This is a genomic window from Bacillus sp. B.PNR1, from assembly GCF_030386235.1.
Classification (GTDB): domain Bacteria; phylum Bacillota; class Bacilli; order Bacillales; family Bacillaceae; genus Bacillus; species Bacillus stercoris.
The window spans coordinates 480170-496102 of record NZ_JANYMN010000001.1 but is presented as its reverse complement, the minus strand read 5'-3'; the positions used below and the strand labels follow the sequence as shown (position 1 = coordinate 496102).

Genomic DNA, 15933 nt, shown 5'->3' with positions numbered 1-15933 from the left:
CTTTACCTCCTTCCTGGTCTTGATCTTTGCGGTCTTCCTTTTGATTCTTCTTTCAGATCAGTTACCTCATAATCATCGAGAGCGTACCAGATAGCTGATAGTGTATGCGGGTCTATAGTAAACTCGTCTTCTATGATGTTCCCCAGCTTATCAGTAGCATAAGTAAGCGGCTTAAGCTCATAAATCGTGTTCTCGCAACGATCAGAGCAAATAATCTTCCTGAACCGTTTGATCTTCTTTGTGTATTGGAGGCGTGATCCTTGGTACTTACGGGCGCCCACCATATTGAAACCGTGTTGCTGAAAATAACGGATTGTCTTTGGCTCTGCTGAATCCGCCTTGATTAATTCTTTAGTCTCGGCAAATTCCTTGAGTTCTTCGGCTGTCTTATCATCCGTCAGTCCATTTTTGTAATACTCCCAATAGATATAGAGATATTTCTTTTCATGATCCACAGCAACCCTAACAACAGCGTTATACGACTCCACAAAACCAAAGTCCATACCAACTCGTTTAAGCGGGCGGTTAATATCTGCGATAGCCTTCGAAACCTCTTCATGCGGTCGCTCTTCGAATTGCGGCAGTACCCGTATTCCATTCACGCCAAAATGACCTTTCCGCGCAATTCGGTAAAGGTCTGGATCGTATTCCTTCAATTCTTCAAGTTGCTGGACATAGCTTTCTGGCAGAAAAAGATTATCATCTGCCGTTGAGTGATGATAATAGGTGTCGTTGCTAACGATTATCCGCTTTTCATAAAGCTCCTTGTCATCTAACACAAAGCGTTTCTCCCTATCATCCTTGAAGAAATGCTTAAAAGTCCAATTATCTTCTCCTACTGGATTTGTTGAGAGAATCATATGGAGCGGCAATGTCGGATGACGAAGACGTCCTAACAGCTCCTTGAATCCCTCATACTTCACTTCAGAACATTCCTCAATCCAAATGAGTGAAATATTATTGATTGATTTTAGTTTAGCTGGCTTATCCATCCCTTTAAAGATGATTCTGCTTCCATTTGAAAATCGAATCTGCATAGGGGATGCAACACACCTAACAATATGATCTAATTTCAGATCACTTACAATTTCATCAAAAAGAGAAAATGTGGAGTCCCTATGTGTGTCATACACTTCTCTGATAACAAGAGCAGTCCGCTTTTCTATAAGCAATTTCAAAACAATCTTGAGTGCCACATGATAACTTTTAGATGAGCCATAACCACCCACGAGAAACTGAAACTTTTGATTCCAATCAAAGAGAAATTCTTTAAAATGGGGATTTACTTGTTTAATCATTGTCATCACTCTTGTTTACAATAGTGATCTCAAAAGGTTTATCTTCTTCCGTAAGCTCTTCAATCTCTAATTTTTTCTTGTTGATATTTAAACGCATATGCTCCAATTTAAAGCGTCGTTCGTCTTCCGCATGGGCTAATTCATCAAACTGTTTAATTAGGTTCCTGAGCTCTGCCATTGCCCGAGATTGAGCGTTCAAGAACGTTGCATGACGGTCCCAAGAAAATTGGAATTCATACTCTTCCTCTTCGACTTCGTGTGTCTCAGATAGGACAGATTTTTTCTTTTTCTGTTCCTTAATCATTTCTTCCTTATCAGAAACGAACATGATTTTTTGTGCCCTTATAATTGCAGCATATTGAATCTGTATCTGATCCCATATCATATCGACAGGTGAGCATTCCTGAATCTCTTCCATGATGGAGAGAGTTTCTTCTGGCAGGAATTTCGAGAAGAATCCATGAGTCACAGCGTTTTGATTTCCCCTTGGTGGGCCGCCCTTATTCCCTAAAGCATTTTTGTTACCAAGCGGTGCACCAACTTTTTTTGTGTGCACACTTTTCTTAGAGGGTGCACACTTTTTTCTTTGCCAACCATGCCGCTGTTTCCATGATTTGATTGTGTTTACAGACACACCATATTTCTCAGCAAGGTCCTTGTATTTCATACCTTTGACATAATCCTTATACGCCTGTATGTGCTTTTCAACCATCTACATTCACTGCCGCCTCCTTAAAGATTAAGTTGTTTTGGTAATCTCTTAATTTTATTCATAATGTTAAAATCAATTTTTTAAACTGGACAAAAAAACGCCCCCTAATATAGGAGAGCGTTCAGTTTAACTTTTATTCAATACTTAACAAGTCTTCAACTAAATCTAGTATCTCAAAATCAGTAAGAGAATTATACAAAAGAACTGTTCCATCAACGTTTATCCTAATTGTAACTGCTTGCTGAGGCATGTCATAATTTATAATTACTGCTGACAACTGTCCGCGTCTAAGCATCTCTGAATAGTATTGGGTATCATGAACCCTAGTCCCACCCATACTTACTGAACTAACAGTTTCTATTCTTACTTTAAATCGTGCATTTCTAACGTCAGATGCTGCATCTATTATCTTGAGTATGTCAAATTTGTGCTGTTCATACTCGACATTGAAATTCTCTTCCAGAATTTCTTTTGCCTTTAATGAACTGTCTTTTCTACAAAGAGTAACAAGATTCCCAACTCCTCTTTGTCTTTTGTTTTTCACTTTAATATACGCCTGGTACATATCTTGTTTTATAACTTGATGAACCACTTCGCCTTTAACTCTAACTGTCTGAGCAAATACCTCATCATTAATAATCTGGATATTTTGATATCCAGTAGGAGAAATATTATTAATGAGTATGTAGGTCTTTAGTTCTTCATTGTAACCATTGATAATTTCTCTCTTTTCGTGTGAAAATACCTCAAGTTCCTCGTCTTCTCCAGTATCATTGAGTTTATCGTAAATATTTATACTAATAATACTCATGTAATCACCCCTCCAACAATAGACATTTTCTTGTAACATCTTCTATTGTATCATAATTATGGTGATTTATAGATATATAGTCCTTATAAACTGTTAATTCTTGATCGATTTCTTGTTGTTCTACTCTCTGGTTGAAGGCTTTTTGTGATAACGTATTTATCGGAAAGGAACAGTGAAAATATTTTATATGCTCTGGTCCAAGCCTTTGTATCATTAAACCGAAAAATGGATTCTTCATAGTTATGAAATAGATCTTCATGCTGTAGTTTTCATTTTTTAAATCAACCCTACTACTGAGCGTGCTAAAAAAGCGACGTAAACTTCTAAGCTTCTCAACTGCAGTTGACTTTGTAGCTGTTATATTACCGAATAACAGGTCAACAGTTACATACTCACCTTCACGACAGTCCAAATCATATTGAACAGTCAATGTATAATCGGAAAATTCATACTGTTTTTTATTTTTCAGATTAAAAACTCTGTGCTTTCTTTTATAAATGTCATCGATGACGCCTTCTAGAGACCTAAAAAAATCAACATCTTTACGCACATCAAAGCTGACAGTTAATTTCCACTTCGTATCTCTCCATTTTTTAAATTTTTTAACGAAGAAGAAATAATACTTTGGAAATTTATTATATAAAAATTGGTGGAGAGCTCCTACACTTATCAACCATGGCAAAGCAGCAAATATAATTTTTAATACTTTAAAAAGAGCTACCAATTCCATAAGTGCCCCCCCTTAAACAGATGATATTGTTATCATTTTACACTAAGTATTTGGTTTTTAGGCGTTTTTTTCCTTGATACTTCAATATCAAATTATTCGAATAATAAGTACTGGTTCTTAATACCCGATATTATCTTCGTTTGAACCAATATAAAAGACATCCTAAGGATGCCTCATGATCTTCTGCTCTTTATGTAATCTTCCTTACTGATCCCTAAAAGCTCCGCAGAGTGCTCATCTGCTGAATGTTCTAAATGATGCATTTGATATTTAACGAATTCTTCTTCGGTAAACACCTTTTTATCGATGAGAATATCAATTAGAGCTTCTATTGTGCATTGACGGTTTACCGATCCGCCTGCTAACTGTTCTAACAAATGTTGCTGATTAACATTAATTGTTCTTGTCATGTTTTCACCTCCTACCTTAATATCGGCAAGAGATTATGACAAAGAATATTTTGCAGAATTTGTCGAACGAAAAACTATTAGTCAATTTGATCAGCTCCTACATTAATTGAACCCAGTATACAGAGAATATAAAAAACACCCCAGTGGGTGCTATACTATTCAATACTTTTTATAACTTCGTCTATTTGCCTTTTTATATCTTCACTTGACCCAAAGTATAATGTGAAAGTATGACTCTTACTGTTAGTTACAAATCCTGAAGTACCTATTGTTACGTCAACACCATCAGAGTTTTCAGTAGTATGACCTGGAAACAATTTCAATTGAAATCCTTTTTCTTTAACATACTTAGTTGCGAAATTTAACATTTCTTCAGAATTTTCAAAGTTAAAATTCTTATTGTTCATATACTTATCCCCCAATCTTCTTTTCTCCATATATTTCGACATGAAAGAAGATTTCCCTTCAGTGTTACAGTAACTTTCTTTGTCACTATATTGGGGGGGATGAGAACCTGCAGCGCCGACCTGCCTCCCATTTTACACTACAGATTTTTTCGGATTCAACAAACGCTCAAAGTGGCAATCTTGGCATAATTGGCTGATCAATTCGTCTTTCATTTTGCGTACAGTTTCCCTTGAAATACCAAGATGAAGACCTATTGCACGGTAACTCATCCCCTCCATCATGCAATCATAGATGACTTTATGTTTTTCCCCTTTGATCTTTTCAGCACCTAACTCCACCACATATACTAGTTCTTCATAATACTTAAGACGTTTGAAAAGACGTTCCTCTCTCACATCCATTTGCCTTAGCTCAGCCTGACTTTTCCCAGGACTTCCTTTTGGCATAGCAGCTTCTAATCCATATTGAGCAACACCCCAATTTTTCATTGGAATTACCGAACCATAGAGTACCTTCTGCAAACGATGAACTTCTTTCACCATCCAGTGATAGCTATTGATTAGATTTTCAATTTCTTTTCGACTCACGATTGTGTCCTCCTTTTCCAATTAAAAAACGGACACCAAACAAACAGCGTAAGTGCTATAAGTTCAGTGTCCGCAGGCTTTCCATCTTGGACTAAAATAAGTATTTTTACATTCTTGTTTTATTTTAACGTATTTAAACACAACTAAATAATAATTACTTTAAAAATAAGTATAGTTGAGATTCTTTCGTTTAATAATAATTTTAGCTTATTCAATTTAATTAGAAAGGTGAAATCATTTACAATGTTAGGTACTGCTATATTGTCTAAAATAGACCAAATATTTTCAAACTATCTGGATAGACAAGTAACAAGTTTTTTGCCCATTGCAGAAAGCTGGAATATGCAAGAATTAGCTTTTGAACTCCCTACTTCGATGACAGGAATTTCAGCCAGAGAAATTACCGATCTTTGTGGCAATTTTTCAAGACGAGTTAACAGAATACCGACAAGAAGCGATACTTGGGGTAGTACTGATATTTATTTATGGGATATTTATAAAGAAATCCTTGAAAGTAGGGTTTCTTTAGCTGATTTACCGAATACCAATAAGGAAAAAACACGGTTGACTAATTCTAAAAGGATTATTGGTTCACCGAGCCAACCATCCAAAAAATATCAAGTATATAAGAAATATCAAGATAAATATCGCCACATAGAAGATAAACTTAACCAAGCAAAATTAACACATATGAGTACTACAGATTCTGTTTTAAAAGAAATAGCTATGGAAAACTGCAATAATTTAACAAGACAATTATCTGAAATTGAACAAGAATGGATTAGTTTCGGGTACAAGGGTGAAATAGAAGCTGCTTTATTAATACTCACTGCAGAATATACAAGTAGTTCTTTATATCGCTGGACAACATGGAAAAACGATTTTAGTACCATTAATCAACAAAACGATACCCTAGGATCTTTTTGGCCGACTGGCTATCGTCCTAAAAATTTGTATAACAACGAAGAGGGATGGTTAAAATTCACATTGTCTGGAAGTGAAGTTCAGTCACTGGCTGAAAGTGCCTCGGACAAAATTAAAAATATGCAATCTACTTTAAACAATAATATAGTGGTTGATGGCGAAATAGATAAAGTTAGTATGGAAATTGCTCGAATTGATATTGAACGTTCTTGGCTACATCCAGAAATATTTAAAAGTCGTTCGTGGAAATTTAGTAATCCAGATCAGCCCCTAATTTCGGATGGAGCTATCCCTTGGCCAAATGGTACATTGCCTGGATATATTATTGGTCTTATTTTAGTTCGTAATATATACATCAGTTGGAAATCCCCCCCTTCTACGAGCTCTAACAATTCCTTTGGTATTATAGGAAATTTTGCTGTTAAAACTGACGATTTAAAAGAAATAGGGGAACCAATATTAATTCGGGCAATTGAAGGAGATCATTTGATAAAGCTTATCCAAGAAAGATTCACTGACCCAACATTCCCTGAATTACGACCAGATAATATTTTGGAACTAATCAATAGTGATCACGTTCGTGATTTTATAAATAATTATAATAACCTAAGACCTGTTATACTTCCAGAGTCAACCACAACAGGGACAAATCCCTTATCTACTGAGGAAACTCATTCTAATTCTGATGTCAGGTTGATGGCTTATTTGGTACAACAAACACCGAAAATACCAAATCCTGCTCCGTCATTAATCTGGAATTGATAGGATAGATAAACTAATAATAAACAATTTTGAAAATAAAGGAGAAATTATTATGCCAACTGTTGAACCAAAAAAGTTAATGCAATCCCTACTTAATAAATTGTACGAAGTGATCACTGGAAGTATTGAGGATATGCCTGTAGATAATGACAATTATGTAACATGGATAACACCAGGTATCCCTTTCAAACAAGATTTTTTTGATTTTGCAAGCCTTCCTATAACAAGTGCATCAGCTGAAGATCGTGCTTCCTTAGCAAGACGTTACGCTGATAATGCAAATGCCTGGGCTATACTTTCTAACTTTGTGCCTTCTGGACAGCCCTTATTAATGTCACCTGACTTTAGACAAGCCATTTACCACACTTCTCAAGAACTTCTTTGGAATATCTTTGATGAAACATTAAGAATGAGTAAAGTAGCTGTTGCGCAATTGAGCGAGGAAGAAAAAGCTAAGGTAGAAAGATACCGAAATCTCCTGTCAGTGAAAAAAGAAAAGGAAAATTTAGTGACTGGTGAAAAACAACAAGTAACTGAAGATGGTCCAGTATATATAGCATACAAACAAAAGCAGCAAGCGTATTTAGCAGCAGCGTTTAAATATAAAAGCGCACAAATTTCCTTCAATAATGCAGAATCTACTGAAGCAGTCAATGAATTTAGATTCATGGGAAACGAATTGAGACAAGCTGTAAGAACTGCATATGATGATTGGGTGACAAACGGTTATAAAAATGAAGTCGAACAAATGATTGCTTATATAGACCAAGTAACACAAAGAGATATGGCATCCATAAAAGCTGATATACAAGATAAATTTAGAGCAGGACTACAAACAGGGTCTAATGGTGATTTCTATTATACCAGTGTGATTCCAGGTGACTTTATGAATTCAACAGGTTGGAGTAAATTTGAATTTTCTGAGGGGAGTTATTCTTCCTATAGTCGAGAAGATTCTAGTGCATGGCAAGGAAATGCCGGTTTTGATTTAGGATTTTGGTCTTCTGGAGGCAATATGAACTCAAGCACCGCTTCAAGCTATGCATCATTTGATAGTAACGGATTTACAATAAAATTTGAAATAACTCAAGTACCTATAGCAAGAGGATGGTTTGATCCAGGTTTTATAATAGGAAAGGGTTGGAAATGGTCTGGTGAATATACAGGGGAAAATCTTTCAAATGGAGAAATTCCTCCGAGTGGACGACTAGTAGCTTATCCTACTGCAGCCTTGTTTGTTCGTAAAGTTTTAATCAACTCAAATTCATTTCAAAGCGATAGGAGTACTTACGAAAACCACTTGAATTCCGGTGGTAGCATAGGTTGGGGACCATTTTCAATTGGTGGTAACTACTCACGTAATGAAGCTAATGGACGTTCAAGTTGGCATTTCGATAATGAAGGATTGCATATAGATGATTTACAACTGATTGGATTTATTTGTCGTTTTACTGGTAAAGCTCCGAATCCTAGTGACAGAGCCCAATTTGATTAGAAATTCTTAAATTAAAAAACAAAATAAAAAAGCAGAATTATACTGCTTTTTTATTTTACCTTAAACCCTATCTCATGATCCACCCGCGCAAAACTGCCCTTTACCGTCTGGATCACAGTTTTACCATGCTCAGGAGCTTCTAAGACATGTGCAGTTCCCTGATTCCCATCTAAAACAATGATCTGAACTTTTCCTGGGTCAATTTTCTGCTGAATAGTGAAGTCTTTTTTGATGTTTATTTCTCTTGGATTGTACACTCAAAGCGCCCCCTGTGTTATGATAGAAGTACCAGTTCATATCAAGAACACTGAGGCTAAGCGCTTCGGTGTTTTTTATTTTTAGGCAGAAACCTCTTTTATCTTGATCTCCACCCTTGGCTCTTCGCTATAAAACTTGCTAACTTTCAGATCCACAACCTGACTATCATCTTTGTATATCAGATAATTCAAAGCATCTTTCACACCCTTTACATAGTTATCAACGTCGGGCTTTGTAGTCGGCCTCAGAAGACCCTTTTCAGCTTTTTCTTTCTTCTTTGATGAGTTTGAAACTGATTTTGGCATTGGTCTGTACACTTTGACATCCATTGAGACAGGACCAGTAATAATTGTTTCTGGGCGATGCTGAGACGCAACCAATGCCACATACTGTTTAAAATACTTTGATTTCGCTGGATCACGCATATGCACCTTACCATTTCGTATTGATCCACGCGGCCGTCCTTGTGCGACTGGCTCACCATAAACAGTGAACTTAATGCAATCCAACTGTTCTTTACCTCCCGTCAAGCTGTTCCCATAGCTGAATTTCTTTTTCTATTCTCGGTGCGGAGAGTAAAATTGTCAGCAGAGACACGACTGCTTTAAGCACTCAACATCCGCTCCATTTGCTTTATTTTTTCCTCAAGTAAACGGATAGTTGGCGTAAGATCTTTACCTTCTGTAGGACTTAGAGGTCCAAATATATACAGTCCATCAGCTGCTTTTACATTCGTTTTCTCTTTCATTCCCAATCACCTAACCTATGATTTAATTGCATTCGATCGCCTTTAATAATCACTATGTAATCACGACACATCTGGTGAATTCGTGAACCAAGAGCCTCGTCAATTTCCAAAATCTCATCGATTGTTAACTCCGAAGAAATCAGCATAGGCTTGTGATTCAAATAACGATAATTTAAGACTGACTGGATTTGTTCAACCTGCCAATCGGTTGCCCTTGGCTGACCGTTTATTGGTTTGAATAAGTCATCAATGAATAGAACTTCGACCTTTCTCATGGCATCCAGTTTGGCTTCTAAATTGTCAAAGTCAGTTTTCAAATCACCCATGCCCTCTACATAAGGGAAATACATGCAGTGTACTGATTTTTTCTTGATCAGATTATTCATTATTGCCGTGAGCAAATGAGTTTTGCCACTGCCTGGCTGTCCAAGTAATGCGATACTGTTTTGCCTTTCTCCTTTGATCTTTTGAAAATCTTTATAGTATTCCACTGCACACTCATAAGCGTCCTTGATCATGTCAGGTTTACCATCCGTGATGAAGCTACCAAAGAGAAGCTTTTCAAACTCTTCTGTAATGCCACTAGCTGCCATGAGTCTGGCTATTTTCTTTCGTCTCACACACTCGCACTGCTTTGAATAAGTATCTTTCCATTCGCTAGCTTTATCCGGCGTACAAACCTTACCTAACAGAAAATCATCTTCAGGTACCATTTCGTTAGGAACCATAAGGTCTAACTGTTCATCTAAATGCCAAGAAGTGTCCTTATGAACCCGATAAACGACAATTCCACAGTCTTTACAATAAGGACAATCAAATTCAGCCTTTTCTTCGGATGCGGCCTGTTTTGTTCCCAAAAAGCGGGCTGACTTTTCCCGAAGTTCCTGCATGATCGTTTGAAATGCGGTGTCTATACTGACTGCTTTGTTTATAGCCATATTGTTTCTCCTTTCTCTTTTGAGTGAATGGATTTGATAAGATGGCTTGAACATATGACAAACTTGCAGCTTTCCCCTTTAATTGAAACGCTGTCTTGATAGCCTCCATCACTTTTTCTTCACCATAATCGTCGACCATGTATCCAATTCGCTGTGCCTCAATCGGGCCGACTGACCGAGCAACTTTGTTTTCATATAGCTCAAAGGCATTTTTCATTTTGTCATCGACCTCCTGGTGTTCAATCTCAGCTGGTTCCAAAGCTTTTTTCTTCATGTAATTTCCTAGCTGTATGTAGTCTGCATAATGAAGTATAGTGACGATGAATCCTCTTTTTTGCGGAAGACGGTGCAATTTGATATATCCCTGTTTCTCCATTCGGTCTAGTGAGTATTTGATCTGTGCAGCTGACCAGTTAAAATCTTTTGCAAGTTCCACAATTTTGATAATGGTCTGCCCAAGTTCTAGCTCTTGATTTGCCCTGTATTCAGCTCTTTTGAACAAGTGGTCATAGATTTTTTCATCTCTAAACTCTTTGAATGGTAGTCGGGGTATGACCACATACCCCATTGCTTTGATGTCCAAGTCAATCACCTACTTCCTTTCACAGAGTGCAGTTATGTCACGATGCCGACCTCAATCGAACGGAAGTTCATCTTGTTTTATATTTACAGGCTTGCCGTCAAAAAGGATCTGCTTCCTGCGAGGTTGTTTTTTCTGTTTCTTCTTTATCTGAAGGCTCGGAATCGATAATTTCTGAACTGTCTGCCTCATTGGTAATGTCAATCCGTTCCCTTGTTTCATCTTCCTCAATAACGGCTTTTTGCATTTCCACAGAGAGAATCCCCCACTTACTCAAAACTGCTTTTAATACAGTCTTAAGAGCCATCGCATCCCAATCATTTTTCCATCCAAAATCAGACTTACTGAATTTCTTTTTGTGTTTCTCTACTTGTGCCTTTGTCCAGTACACAGTTTTTCGGAAGCCATTTATCAACTCAAAATAAGCTGCATAACCAATTACCGCGTCTGATTCTCGTTTTTCAAAATCAATCTCGATCTCCTCAGTCAACGGATTCCACTTCTGCAATTCGCCTTCATGAATGGGTATGCAATTGATGGATTTATATTGGCCTGTTCGTAAGGCTAGCTGTATATATCCTTTGTATCCTAGCTGGAATTGAGCCTTTCCTCCGTAAGGTACAATCCAGGCATACCCTAAGTTTTTATCTATAGGAAGGTCGAGTGTAGCTGCTACCATTGCAGATGAGATGACACTCATAGGATCTGTTTTCTGCAGCATCTGCTCGCTGTTATATAGGCTTAAGATAGAGGCAGTAAACTGTGTAGCCCTTTTCCCTAACACTTCCTCAAATCGTTTAATAACAGATGGTGAGGAAAGTAAACCCTTCATGGTTGCTCCTTGCTGTTGCACAGGTGCGCTTTTTTGTTTCTTTTGGATGTTGTTTTTAATTGATTGATTAGTAGCCATAATCAACTAACCTCCTTGATTCCAAAACGTCTGAAATGAGTTTCCTTTTTGACCTTCTCGTAAATTTCCGGAAACTGCTCTTTCAGCTTTTTCGTGTCAACTCGATTTGAGATAACAGGCTTCCAGCAAGCTTGGTAGTTTCCGATAAACCCATACTCTGCATCCTTCATTTCGTGTTTGATCTGGTTTTCTAATTCTTTTGCTTGGCTTTGAAGCTCTGAGATCTGTTCTTTAAGAAGCAAGTATTGTTGGATACGTTCTCGATTAGCCGCTGTTAAATCAATAGCTTTGTTATTTTCCGTTTCGGCATATCGTTTTTTGAGATATTCCTCCGCCGCACTTGAACCATCTAAAGCAGGAGCTTGTCCGCCTAAGACCTTGTCATTCCAGAACTCAATCTCTGCTTTAAAGATCATGTCAATTAACTCGTCGTCTCGCTCAATCTCTTTCCAGACAAATTTGTTCCCGCCAATCAGCACAGCAAAATAAGCTTTCCGATATTCAGGTCCAAGCACACCCAGATAATGCTGGACCTGAACGATATAGCTCTCTGGAATTTCTTCGTCTTCCCATTCTTTAAAGTTGTAGGCTGAGGTTGTTTTACATTCAAGGATCGCTTTTTCACCAACAATCATCCGATCTACATTAGCCAAAATGAAATCATGTTCTGGATGTTTGAGTATTGCTTTTTTACGTCTAACCTTCTTGCCACTACGTATCTCAAATTCTTTTGCAACAATGTCTTCGAGCAATGATCCAAAGTAAGCAGCTTCACTTTGCGATTCACTTACAGGGACCTGTCCTGTTTTGTCTAACCATAATTCAAAAGGTGTCTTCCACTTGTTTAACCCCAAGATAACAGATGCATCTGAGCCGCCAATTCCTTTTCTTCTTTCAATAAGCCATTCATCGCGGCTCATTTTAGAAGTCTTAGCAAGAACCTCAGCTCTTCTTGTCATAATCCTAACCCCCATTGTGTTTATTGAGGCTATCTGATAAAATATTTGCACATGAGTTTTTTAGATAGCCTTTAAAGAAGTCCACTTTGCCGAGTGGGCTTTTTTATTGCGCATTTTTAAATTCAAAACCAAGTTGCTCCCTTAGATATCTTTCCAAGTTCTCTCTGAGAATGATTTCGCCGCCATCAATTACATAATCATCAACTGGAGTTACTTCATCACCGTAAAAATATATTTGCACATTAGTTTCGGTCAGCTTATCGTGCCAGTTGTTTATGACCATTGGGTTTTCGACCATTCATTTTCTCCTCTCTGAATTTGTCTGCACGTCTATCCCATAACAGATGGAATTCACTATTGTTACGAATCATCGCACACCATTTACGAACTTCCAGAGCAGTTGCCGGTTTATGAACAAAATGAACCATCATCCTATACACCTGCTCACTACAGTTAAGTTGATACCTTGCTGTTGCATTTTCAATGCCGTTTCATAAAGTCGTCCTTTGTTTGCCAGCCGGCTAATATCCTCAGTAAGAACCTTGATGCTTCCAGCGAGACTAATCGCTTCTTCATAATCACCATCACGCAATGCCTCTGACAGCATGATTGCTAACTCTTCTGCTGATTCGATTTTTCTTTTTGCGATAGGAACATCTGCCTTCAAGAAATGATTTGTATTCATACTGAAACCGCCTGCCTTCCTTCTTGTTTTGCCATAGCAACTTGATCAACTAAAGCTTTCCGTGTCCACCTATCTGCAAGCTCCTGCATTTTCAACCCGTGAGTACGAACAAGTGAATAAATTAATGTTTTGTTAGCCGCAATCAAATCAAAAATCTGCTTAATATCTGCCATTGGCAGCTCTTCTGTTTTACCTGGCCGGTTATCCGTAAGCCAACGGGCTAAATGTTTGGTTGCTTGTAATGCTTCCTCCAATTGGTGAACCATATTAATCACCGCATTACTTGCACATTCATTAAGTGCCGGATCAATAGGAGCAGCGGCTGTGGGATGAAGTTTAAATAAGTAATGGACAAGATCAATATGTTCATAGGCATCGCACTTCTCAAACCACTTAATACATAACTCTGGAGTGAGCTTGGCAAGTCCATTTTCAACGTCTGAAACATACCTTTGATCCTTACCTCCGAGTAACTTGCCGATTTGGTATTGGGAAAGACCTGCAGCCTTTCGGGCACTACGCATAATCTGCGGTAAATTCCGCATGTTGTATGGGTTGTTCTCCATATGTTTGCCTCCTGATATAGTGAGTTTTCAGTTTTAAAATTGAAGTTAAAAGACCATGCTGTTTATATGACTTAGGCTGATTCCTTTTTATTTTGTTGTGCAAGCTTCTCTTGGTGTTCATTCATGCGCTGAACAAGTATGCCTCTGAGGTATTTGTAAGCTTTGGCCTCTGCCTGTTCAAACAGCGGTCCTTTTTTTAAGATGACTTTCATAATTAAAAGGCCTCCTTTGTAAATTCCAATCATGCTGAATCCTTAGAATTATGTTTCGTTTCGTTACATACATCATCAAAAAAAATAGTCCAATCAAAGCCTAATTTCTCTCCTATTTTTTTTGAGACGATAACACTAGGCTTCCTAGTACCATTTTCTATCATGGTGTAGTATGCTCTACCAATCTGTGCAGCTTTGGCAACTTCTTCTTGAGTAAACCCTTTTTCTAAGCGGTTTTTCTTAAGCCATTTTCTCATCAGGTTTCACCCCCTTAATCAGAAAATGTAACGTTTCGTTACTTAGATAATAGTATCGATTCGTTACATTGTCAACGCATTTTCATAAAAAAGTATCGTTTTGTTACTAAAACTTATATGTAACTCTTTGTTACGTTACAATGAGATATAGAATAAAAACAAAAGTCAGGTGATTAAAATGTTCTCCGAAAACTTGAAAAAGTGCAGAAAACAAAAGAAACTAACCCAACAAAATATGGCTGATAAACTTGGAATTACTCGGCCTGCCTACACCGCCTATGAACTAGGTAGTCGTGAGCCTGACTATAAAACCTTAATTAATATTTCAAACATACTTGATGTTTCTTTGGATTATCTTCTTAAAGGAGAAAGCAATGAAAAAGTATTTCAGGATGAGGCAAAAAAAGTGTTAAACGATCCTGAAACTTTCCTTGCAGCAAAAGACGGAGAAATAACTGATGAAATCTTACAAGCTGCTTTGGAGATTATAACGGAGCAATTAAAGGAAAGACGGAAATCAGATTAATAAACTCAGTTAGTTTATTATTATTTATTTCTGTTTATTATGTTTAATTCTGTTTACTAATAAGATTTAGATTCTCATTTATATCTCAATCAAATCCTCATTTATAAAGTGATTTTTGAACCCTTTAGAAACCCTTACATGACAAGGGTTTTTTGTTGTTTTTCTCATTTATATTTTCATTTATGTTTCTTTTATATTCTCATGTAAAAAAATTGAGCGTTTATTGTGAGGGAAATTGCAGAGTATCGAAATAGGAAAAGAGGGCTTCTTGTTAAAAACCTTGCAAAGTGTATGTGAAAAAAATAAACAATACAATTATCGTAACAACAATAATTGTTTCTTTAATAAAATTTTTATTATCTTCATTCTCTTGTTTCTTTTTTTTAATCTCTTCTCTGTATTTTCTTTGAACCTCTTTCTTCTTATCATTATTTTTCATGATTAAACTCCTTTGAAGTCCATTTATTTCCCTTGCCCCTATCATTTGCAATTGTAATAATTCACTTAATGATTACACCAACAAAAAAGATCGGCAAGGGCTTTTCACTCAATGGTAACCAGCATAAGTACTAGCTGGACAGGTTTCAGGGTTTAGGGCAACTGAACCAAAAACTTCCTTCTCTTCTCTGTTGTGGGGATGCTACCAAAAATAGTAGGCAAACTGATAGTGGTATAAAAAAACAGCTCATTAAATGCCATACTGGAACTGTCTTTGATTTTTGGATTTATTTTCTGATGCAGCTATTGCTATCCTTTAGTTTAATTAGAACTCAGATAATCCAAGACACGGTCAACTCTTTCATTGACTGAGCAGGTCAAAATAACTTTTTAGATTATCGCCCCAGCCACACACTGCACCAGAAAGAATCCATTTTTCATTGATTGTTAAGTCTTTTTCAAGCAACTTTCTTCTTTCAGGAATTTCTCTTTTTTTAGTGAATTTGTCTAACCAATAGTAATTATCAGTATCAAGATGCGTATGAGGCAAACGCTTTGATAATGCAGCACCCAATGTAGAAGTTCCGACACCAGAGGCTCCCAATATGTGAATATTTTTTTTCATACATCCCCCTCCTTATTAAACAACCAAACTCCCTGTTTGTTGCATAAGATACTTACTATTATTTTGACATAAATCCCTAAAGACCTTTACTTTT

23 protein-coding genes and 2 pseudogenes are annotated in these 15933 nt (G+C 37.1%); 3 read left to right on the top strand and 22 right to left on the bottom strand.

Annotation, left to right across the window (positions count from 1 at the left end):
- Positions 1-2: 2 nt before the first annotated feature.
- The 7 genes from NZD81_RS02660 to NZD81_RS02630 form a co-directional block, all read right to left on the bottom strand.
- On the bottom strand, positions 3-1298 hold the full coding sequence (locus tag NZD81_RS02660; RefSeq protein ID WP_289859345.1) for a PBSX family phage terminase large subunit: 1296 nt from the start codon (positions 1296-1298) through the stop codon (positions 3-5).
- Entirely contained in the window at positions 1291-2010 is a 720-nt protein-coding gene (gene terS, locus NZD81_RS02655; protein ID WP_289859343.1) for a phage terminase small subunit, read from the bottom strand. Before terS ends, NZD81_RS02660 begins: the two co-directional genes overlap by 8 nt.
- A 133-nt stretch (positions 2011-2143) precedes the next feature.
- On the bottom strand, positions 2144-2821 hold the full coding sequence (locus NZD81_RS02650; RefSeq protein ID WP_258173516.1) for a hypothetical protein: 678 nt from the start codon (positions 2819-2821) through the stop codon (positions 2144-2146).
- Positions 2822-2825: 4 nt separating this feature from the next.
- Positions 2826-3551: a hypothetical protein gene (locus NZD81_RS02645; protein WP_044455018.1), complete on the bottom strand. Its 726-nt coding sequence runs from the start codon at positions 3549-3551 to the stop codon at positions 2826-2828.
- 173 nt (positions 3552-3724) lie between these two features.
- Positions 3725-3961, bottom strand: a complete 237-nt coding sequence (locus NZD81_RS02640) for a hypothetical protein (RefSeq protein WP_044455020.1) — start codon at positions 3959-3961, stop codon at positions 3725-3727.
- Positions 3962-4116: 155 nt separating this feature from the next.
- Positions 4117-4368 carry a hypothetical protein gene (locus NZD81_RS02635; protein WP_289859340.1) on the bottom strand — a complete coding sequence of 84 codons (252 nt, stop codon included), beginning with the start codon at positions 4366-4368 and terminating at the stop codon, positions 4117-4119.
- A gap of 132 nt (positions 4369-4500) precedes the next feature.
- Positions 4501-4956 (bottom strand): sigma-70 family RNA polymerase sigma factor, encoded by a 456-nt coding sequence (locus tag NZD81_RS02630; protein WP_289859338.1) that lies wholly within the window; start codon positions 4954-4956, stop codon positions 4501-4503.
- Between the two features lie 243 nt (positions 4957-5199).
- Here NZD81_RS02630 and NZD81_RS02625 point away from each other — a divergent pair, with 243 nt between their 5' ends.
- Both NZD81_RS02625 and NZD81_RS02620 read left to right on the top strand, forming a co-directional pair.
- Entirely contained in the window at positions 5200-6642 is a 1443-nt protein-coding gene (locus tag NZD81_RS02625) for a hypothetical protein (protein ID WP_289859337.1), read from the top strand.
- Between the two features lie 52 nt (positions 6643-6694).
- On the top strand, positions 6695-8137 hold the full coding sequence (locus NZD81_RS02620; protein ID WP_289859336.1) for a hypothetical protein: 1443 nt from the start codon (positions 6695-6697) through the stop codon (positions 8135-8137).
- Between the two features lie 50 nt (positions 8138-8187).
- Here the strand turns inward: NZD81_RS02620 and NZD81_RS02615 are convergent, their stop codons facing one another.
- The 13 genes and pseudogenes from NZD81_RS02615 to NZD81_RS02555 form a co-directional block, all read right to left on the bottom strand.
- A complete protein-coding gene (locus NZD81_RS02615; protein WP_268417565.1) occupies positions 8188-8394 on the bottom strand; it encodes an XtrA/YqaO family protein in 207 nt (68 codons plus the stop codon).
- A gap of 81 nt (positions 8395-8475) precedes the next feature.
- Entirely contained in the window at positions 8476-8904 is a 429-nt protein-coding gene (locus NZD81_RS02610; protein WP_289859334.1) for a RusA family crossover junction endodeoxyribonuclease, read from the bottom strand.
- A gap of 95 nt (positions 8905-8999) precedes the next feature.
- Positions 9000-9149 carry a hypothetical protein gene (locus NZD81_RS02605; RefSeq protein WP_101169936.1) on the bottom strand — a complete coding sequence of 50 codons (150 nt, stop codon included), beginning with the start codon at positions 9147-9149 and terminating at the stop codon, positions 9000-9002.
- Positions 9140-10081 (bottom strand): ATP-binding protein, encoded by a 942-nt coding sequence (locus NZD81_RS02600; RefSeq protein ID WP_289859330.1) that lies wholly within the window; start codon positions 10079-10081, stop codon positions 9140-9142. Before NZD81_RS02600 ends, NZD81_RS02605 begins: the two co-directional genes overlap by 10 nt.
- On the bottom strand, positions 9963-10640 hold the full coding sequence (locus NZD81_RS02595; RefSeq protein WP_289860545.1) for a DnaD domain protein: 678 nt from the start codon (positions 10638-10640) through the stop codon (positions 9963-9965). Before NZD81_RS02595 ends, NZD81_RS02600 begins: the two co-directional genes overlap by 119 nt.
- 75 nt (positions 10641-10715) lie before the next feature.
- Positions 10716-11571: pseudogene (locus tag NZD81_RS02590) on the bottom strand (recombinase RecT).
- A 2-nt stretch (positions 11572-11573) separates the two neighbouring features.
- Positions 11574-12533, bottom strand: a complete 960-nt coding sequence (locus NZD81_RS02585) for a YqaJ viral recombinase family nuclease (protein WP_289860544.1) — start codon at positions 12531-12533, stop codon at positions 11574-11576.
- Positions 12534-12633: 100 nt separating this feature from the next.
- Positions 12634-12828 carry a YqaI family protein gene (locus tag NZD81_RS02580; protein ID WP_289859328.1) on the bottom strand — a complete coding sequence of 65 codons (195 nt, stop codon included), beginning with the start codon at positions 12826-12828 and terminating at the stop codon, positions 12634-12636.
- Positions 12788-12961 (bottom strand): hypothetical protein, encoded by a 174-nt coding sequence (locus NZD81_RS02575; RefSeq protein WP_289859327.1) that lies wholly within the window; start codon positions 12959-12961, stop codon positions 12788-12790. The genes NZD81_RS02580 and NZD81_RS02575 overlap by 41 nt, the downstream gene beginning before the upstream one ends.
- The gene (locus NZD81_RS02570; RefSeq protein ID WP_268396063.1) at positions 12958-13215 is read right to left on the bottom strand and encodes a YqaH family protein; all 258 of its coding nucleotides are present in this window, start codon (positions 13213-13215) and stop codon (positions 12958-12960) included. The genes NZD81_RS02575 and NZD81_RS02570 overlap by 4 nt, the downstream gene beginning before the upstream one ends.
- On the bottom strand, positions 13212-13781 hold the full coding sequence (locus NZD81_RS02565) for a helix-turn-helix domain-containing protein (protein ID WP_163259829.1): 570 nt from the start codon (positions 13779-13781) through the stop codon (positions 13212-13214). The genes NZD81_RS02570 and NZD81_RS02565 overlap by 4 nt, the downstream gene beginning before the upstream one ends.
- Before the next feature lie 71 nt (positions 13782-13852).
- Positions 13853-13993, bottom strand: a complete 141-nt coding sequence (locus tag NZD81_RS02560) for a hypothetical protein (RefSeq protein ID WP_088679343.1) — start codon at positions 13991-13993, stop codon at positions 13853-13855.
- A 29-nt stretch (positions 13994-14022) separates the two neighbouring features.
- Positions 14023-14253, bottom strand: a complete 231-nt coding sequence (locus tag NZD81_RS02555; RefSeq protein ID WP_080332276.1) for a helix-turn-helix transcriptional regulator — start codon at positions 14251-14253, stop codon at positions 14023-14025.
- Positions 14254-14428: 175 nt separating this feature from the next.
- Here NZD81_RS02555 and sknR point away from each other — a divergent pair, with 175 nt between their 5' ends.
- Positions 14429-14776 (top strand): transcriptional regulator SknR, encoded by a 348-nt coding sequence (gene sknR / locus NZD81_RS02550; protein ID WP_289859321.1) that lies wholly within the window; start codon positions 14429-14431, stop codon positions 14774-14776.
- A 271-nt stretch (positions 14777-15047) separates the two neighbouring features.
- Here the strand turns inward: sknR and NZD81_RS02545 are convergent, their stop codons facing one another.
- Both NZD81_RS02545 and NZD81_RS02540 read right to left on the bottom strand, forming a co-directional pair.
- A complete protein-coding gene (locus NZD81_RS02545) occupies positions 15048-15215 on the bottom strand; it encodes a hypothetical protein (RefSeq protein WP_021480134.1) in 168 nt (55 codons plus the stop codon).
- Positions 15216-15584: 369 nt separating this feature from the next.
- A pseudogene (locus tag NZD81_RS02540) lies at positions 15585-15839 on the bottom strand (P-loop NTPase family protein); the annotation flags it as partial.
- Positions 15840-15933: the final 94 nt, after the last annotated feature.